General features: G+C 54.7%; 2 protein-coding genes and 3 pseudogenes. 1 reads left to right on the forward strand and 4 read right to left on the reverse strand.

The window, feature by feature from the left end:
• Nucleotides 1–891 precede the first annotated feature (891 nt).
• From ACVBEG_RS26970 to ACVBEG_RS26985, 4 genes and pseudogenes are all read right to left on the reverse strand, one after another.
• Nucleotides 892–1,165 (reverse strand): annotated as a pseudogene (locus ACVBEG_RS26970) (peptidylprolyl isomerase).
• 1,379 nt (nucleotides 1,166–2,544) lie between these two features.
• Nucleotides 2,545–2,865 carry a hypothetical protein gene (locus tag ACVBEG_RS26975; protein WP_447108522.1) on the reverse strand — a complete coding sequence of 107 codons (321 nt, stop codon included), beginning with the start codon at nucleotides 2,863–2,865 and terminating at the stop codon, nucleotides 2,545–2,547.
• 163 nt (nucleotides 2,866–3,028) lie between these two features.
• Nucleotides 3,029–3,196 carry a hypothetical protein gene (locus tag ACVBEG_RS26980; protein ID WP_447108523.1) on the reverse strand — a complete coding sequence of 56 codons (168 nt, stop codon included), beginning with the start codon at nucleotides 3,194–3,196 and terminating at the stop codon, nucleotides 3,029–3,031.
• Between the two features lie 1,519 nt (nucleotides 3,197–4,715).
• Nucleotides 4,716–4,977: pseudogene (locus ACVBEG_RS26985) on the reverse strand (DNA-binding protein).
• Between the two features lie 74 nt (nucleotides 4,978–5,051).
• On the opposite strand from ACVBEG_RS26985, the pseudogene ACVBEG_RS26990 reads away from it, so the two are divergent.
• Nucleotides 5,052–5,456: pseudogene (locus tag ACVBEG_RS26990) on the forward strand (helix-turn-helix domain-containing protein).
• Nucleotides 5,457–5,776 lie beyond the last annotated feature (320 nt).

Here is a 5,776-nt window from a genome sequence, read left to right on the forward strand (position 1 = left end):
TTTTTTTTTTTTTTTTTTTTTTTTTTTTTTTTTTTTTTTTTTTTTTTTTTTTTTTTTTTTTTTTTTTTTTTTTTTTTTTTTTTTTTTTTTTTTTTTTTTTTTTTTTTTTTTTTTTTTTTTTGATTCATCGATTTCACTTCTTCGAATTGGGTGTGGTATCGGAGGCTGCCTGGTCATCAGCAGATTGAGGTGAACCATCTTCAGCGGTTATCGGCGTGTCATCAGCGAAGCCAGCCATTGGATCGAGGAAGAAGTCTCAGGGACAAGCTATTTTCATGCGCTCCATCCGCTGCGGCGACCAAACTGTAAACCGTGTAGGGGCGGTCCAGCGAAGCGCTCCGCGAGGGGAAGTAAGCAGGCGGCTGAGTTGTGAGTAGATCGGCGCCCTTGTCGAGATAAGGCAGCAAGTGGTCGAACTGGCCAACTTCCTGCGCCTGAATGATGAACGTCCGCCACCTTCGGCATCAGGGTTGACGCAAGTTGAAGTGGGTGAATGTGGTGGATCGGGCTGCTTGCGATAGACGGTCAGGGCACGCCGGGGTCGCGGACACGATTGAAAGCCTGAAATCAAGGCTAACTGTTGCCAAAATCAGTGATGAAAAACAAAATGAATTGCCCTTATTTACTGACGTCGCAAGGGAATGTCAGGGTCAAGAAACAAGGCCTCGAAGAGACCTGCTGGATCATAGGCTGCATTGTGCCTGGATGCTGAGAGTGAAGAGTCGGTGTGTACGATGTCACTGACATATGAATGGGACACCGTTTTCTTCGTCGTGGACGAACGGCTTGAATGGACCCATGCCATTGGGGAGTGTGGGAGAGGAAAGGGAGACACACAAAAATTGGCCCGTCAGGCAGACGGGCCGTTTTGAGGCGATCAGCGGCGGACTATTAGTTCTGGCGGCTGGTCACTTCACAAGTGACAACCGGAACCCTGGTTTTCACTGGGCCTTGTACTACGTTGACTGGCGCGCTGAACACGACAAGGTCGCATCCTGACCATCTGGCCTGGACCGAACGAGCCCAGATCGCCGCCTCGACGGCTGGACGGCAGCTCGAGTTGGCTTCGGCGACTTCGGCGAAATCAGCGCCGCCTTCGATTTCGGGTCTTCAGTTGCACTTCTTCGCTGGCAACAAGGATGTGGTGGCAGCTGGCTTCAGCCATGGGAACGTAACTCCGTCAAAGGAAGAGCCTACCGGGATTAAGGAAGGGATTTCTCGCGGGTTCCTTCCAGCGTCCCAGCGGTCAGCTTCGCCTTCGGATGTTCCACAAACCTTTCCGCTTTGGTAGCGCGGTGTGTTCCATAGAGTTTGATTGGTTTGTACCTTTCGCATCTGTGCTGCAACTTGATTCACTGTGTCCAGGTGATCGATCGCATAGTCGTAGCGGATTACTCTTGCCCAGGTGAGCTGCAACGGCGAACAAAGCTGTCATTTGTCTTTCTCGTTCTGGAATAGTTGTGATAGCTGCGACACGCCAAGTGCAGTGTTCATGATGTCACGCCCTTCTTCGAATAGTGTTCCTTCGACGACGTCGTTCGAGGAGAATAAACGACTGTCCACCTGCTTCTGCGCCTTCGACCGCCCCAGGCGGCGGCAGGCCTTGTGGGTATCTTCGGTTGAACGATGTAACGCCTTCCGTCGTTAGTGCATCAAGCGCTTGCAGGGTGTCTTGCGGCAGTCGGGGATCGCCGTAGAAGGCCAGAAAGCGGCGAAACCCAGCGATCAGGGTATCAGCAACTCTTCCTACAAGTGTCCCTGGTGTAAATGTCTTACGAGCTGGTCCGCGAGCTCCGACTCATGATTGGTGCTGCTCGACAGATGTTACGGATGCGATGTGTTCTGGATGGGTCGCGGCGGCATAACGCGCCGCCAGCGGCCTTGGCTGTGGGCGATCAGATTGACTTTCTGTGAGCCGGTTTGTTCTAGGATGTGGGCGATCTCTACGAGCAGTTGCTCACCACGGACTTCGTCGCTGTGGTACTGCAGGGGTAGGGTACGTATACCGGGCGCTGCATTCTTCCAGCGCTTCTCTTTACCATGAAATGGTGACGTTGCCTATTGCTTCGAAGCCGAACAGGCCGTGGACCAGCAATATGGGGGGTTTCTGTTGCCGCGAGCGTTCATCGTTGACCTGCGCGCTTCGCCTGGAATGTGCAACGCATGAAGCTGCAGATGAGCCGTTGCAATGGCCCGCGATTTTGCCCCGGTAGCGGCGGAGACATGCAGGTCTCGATTCGGCGGTCGACGGCCGGGGCCGGCAGGCTGCGTGGCGTGTAGCGCCATACAGTCCACCGGCTCTGGTTTCGGAGACGTTCGGAAGGATTCCCCAGAACCCGTGCGGGATCGTTCGGCGCCACCACATGCTTTCTCACGACGAAAAGCTGGTTCGGCGACACCGTCAGCTGATTTCCCGCGCAGGGTCAGCGTGTGCCCGCCGCTGACGCCGCAACGCAGTCGCCGCCCCGCGCAATAGCTGCTCGGGCCCCCTCCCAACCCAGGCACCTGTTGGTGACTGAAAAGCATCCTAACGTAAGGCTGTGCTCAATGTGAAACACCCTTCAAACAGATGGCTTCGACATGCCGATCAATCGACTGATTGTCATGCAACTGCTGCTCAAGTATATTGTTCAATACTTCAGGCTGACGCAGCGGGTCTTTGCCACTGTTGGCGTGGCTGCAATCGACGATGATTCGCGTCTGGATGCCGACCTTCTCCAACTGGGTGCGTACGCTCGCAATGCTTCGACTGTCGATGAGTTCCTGCGATGACTGCTGCGTAAGACCATGCGCGCGTCGGGTCGCCGTAGTGTTACTATGCTGGATTCTACCCGCGTCGATCAATGCCGAAATGCTGATGCGCACGCCGCTGAGCGCATGGTGTTCGTGGTAATTGCGACCCTGCTATCAGTGCTGTTTAAGCCTGAGAGCACCGCCAAACCACTGGCGATTTCCCGATGGATCTGCCATTGGTGGTCCTTGTGCTCGATGGCGACCGAACTGAGCATATCGTCGAAGTAGCCGGTCGCTATGGCGGCAGAATTTCGGTGGCGATGGGCAGGCCGATACGCAGCATGTCGCGCATCAGTTCTCGGGGCAGTGCCAAGCCGCCAGCCACGTCGTCACTGCCATCAAGTTGCGGATCGTAGGCCGATCCTTTCCAGCCGACCGTGGCGCGCGCTCTTGACGCAGGCACGCACTACCAGCATCAGTTGATCCGCTGACCTCAGCGGACAGCTTCGCCAGCTCGTTGAACATATTCGAGGGCAGAGTGTGGGGATCGTGATATCGAGCACCGGCCCACGATGATGCAGCCGGGAGTCTTCACCGTCGAGATCGTACGGTCCTGTGGCCATGGGTTGCACCGATGGCTAAGGGCAACGTCGAGGGGCAACTGGCGTTCGAGTTGCAGGGGCTGGGTAGACGCTGCGGGGCAGGGGACGCTGTCGATCAGGGTCACGCTTCGGGGCACAGGTCAGAGAGGGGGTTACGGTGACGGAATGGTTCACGCCCCCTGGTTCCTGGGCGGGCGCGGGGAATTTCCGCGCTCAACGCCCCTATCGGCGTTCAAGATTGGCCGAAATGGCCTTTAAGTGCCGTCTCGCCACCTGAAAAGCGGCACCGGTCGGAGGCGGCAGGCCGTCCCGAGCGGAGGTTGCTAAAAATCGCGAGGTGAGCTGATGTCGTCGCGAAGTGGGCGTAAAGTTCATGTTGTGTTCCTCAATTAATTTGGTTGCAATTCAGACAAGCAGATGTTTCTGGCGGCCGAAAAAACAAAAAACTCCTGGTTGGTAGCCGGCCGGGGTAAATAATCTCTGGTTGGCGGCCCTTTTAGTGTGGGCGCTGTATGGGTATCAGGCGTGCTAGTGGTGAAACGAATACCCAAACAAGAGTTGAGCTGTGGGACTGTTTGCAGCATTCCGACGCAGCCACTGCCGTTGACCCTGGTGTTGTGCTACCGGCATCAGATCGGCCGATTGGATGTGCGACATGGCGGCTCTCCAGTAGGGACAGTGAGCTCTACTGTATAAGGCTTCGGGTTCCAATGGAACATTTCCATCGGATCTCAAAACACTACGCTTTTGCGCGCTCCGCTCAGCGCCGGCGGAGACTTGCCCCGGATAGCCAATCGCAGATTTGCAAGGCTGATCAGCGAGGGCTGTGCCTGTGGTTGCTCTAAGCACTAGGGGGTATGGATCCGACGGTGAGCTTCGCAAGGCTGATTGCTGCCGACCTGAAAGTTCCGCCGCGCGAGCTGACGAGGTGAAGATGCGTCAGCATTATGCTGAATACGCTCGGGTTTGGCAGGGGCATGTTCTATGATGAGTGGGAGGTATGCGACAAGCTTCATCGATCAACAAGGCAAGAATAAGCTGTCGGCTTCGAGTTTCAGCATGGAACCGGCACGCATCCGGATCCGCGCGATGTGGAGTCGCGCTTTTAACCCGACCCAGGCGAGGGGGGGCATAGGGGTGGGGTGATGGGCAGATAGCGTCGATGGCGTGCGAGCTAGGGGCCAGGAGCGTCCGGCTGAAAAGCGTCGGAAAGTAATCCAGCGATGCAATTGTATCGACGACAGGGCTACGAGGTTGTTGGGCAAGAAAAGGCTTTGTTCTGGATGGAAGCGTATATTGGAGAGCTGAGCCGTTTGCCGAGAGTAATCGACTCCGTGCTTGGTCGTACACTTGTTTCACAGGAACATCAACGAGGTACTGCTAGGCGATGATCGCTTCGCGGGCGTTATGGTTGACCACGCGGTACCCAGCACTGTCGGTGGGCAACGTCGTCATTTTCATGCCCAGCAAAACTGCTACTTCGGCGAGCTTCTCCGCGCTGATCTTTTTGCGGCCTGCAAGTACTTGATAGGTAGTGGCCGGGTCATGCTCGTCTCCCAGCGAACTCCTGAACAAGATCGACCTTGTTGTTCAAGCCAGGCCTGGCTTGTGCAGCGGTGCGTATTCCGGGGGCATAGTTCAAAACCGTTCGAATTAGTTTAACTTAGCTCGATTCTACCATTCGTAAGGATGGGGTCAGAGGATCAACGCATTCAAATGAGTGGAATAGGTTCCAGGCTACGAAAAGAAAGAGAGTGCTGTGGGTTGTCCCACCAGCTTTTGGTGAGATAGGTGGCGTAGAAGCAAATGCTCAGGGAAAGTATGAAAGTGGTGGAAATCGCGCCCCAAAGGCTGATGATCTGGAGCCCGTCGCTGCCAGAGGTGTGGACGTTTTGTTCGTACTCACTGGCACCTATACCCCTACGCCTGTCGACAACCTGAGCCAGACGGAAGAAAAAATACTGTAGTTTTAGAACCTTGCATAAAGAAGACCAGGACGCCATCAGGCGAACTACCACGACCATGGCTGAGCTGTCGACGTCATACGCAACCAACAATAAGTCAACGTCAGAGGAGGGATACGGTATGTCTTTGAGGTCTTCAGAAATATATCAAATATGAATATGTTATTGGTAGCGTGTGTACGTGCTGCCATGTGTCGAAACCTTGCACCAGATCGAGCTTTGAGCTAGGTCTTGCTCGCCGTTTTTGCTAAGGTCACTAGCCTTTGTTATGACTGTTTTGCGAGGTGTCTGCTTGATTAGGGTGCTAGTAGTCGATGACCATGATCTCGTTCGAAAGTAGGGATCACACGATGTTGGCCGATATCGAGGGCTTGACAGGAGTCGGGGAGGTCGATCAGGCGGAGAGTCTGGAGCAAGTGTGCTAGTTAAGTCGATGTGGTGTTTGACTACTAGATGCTGGCATAGGTGGTCTGGAGG

It is taken from the genome of Pseudomonas sp. GG8 (assembly GCF_052976945.1).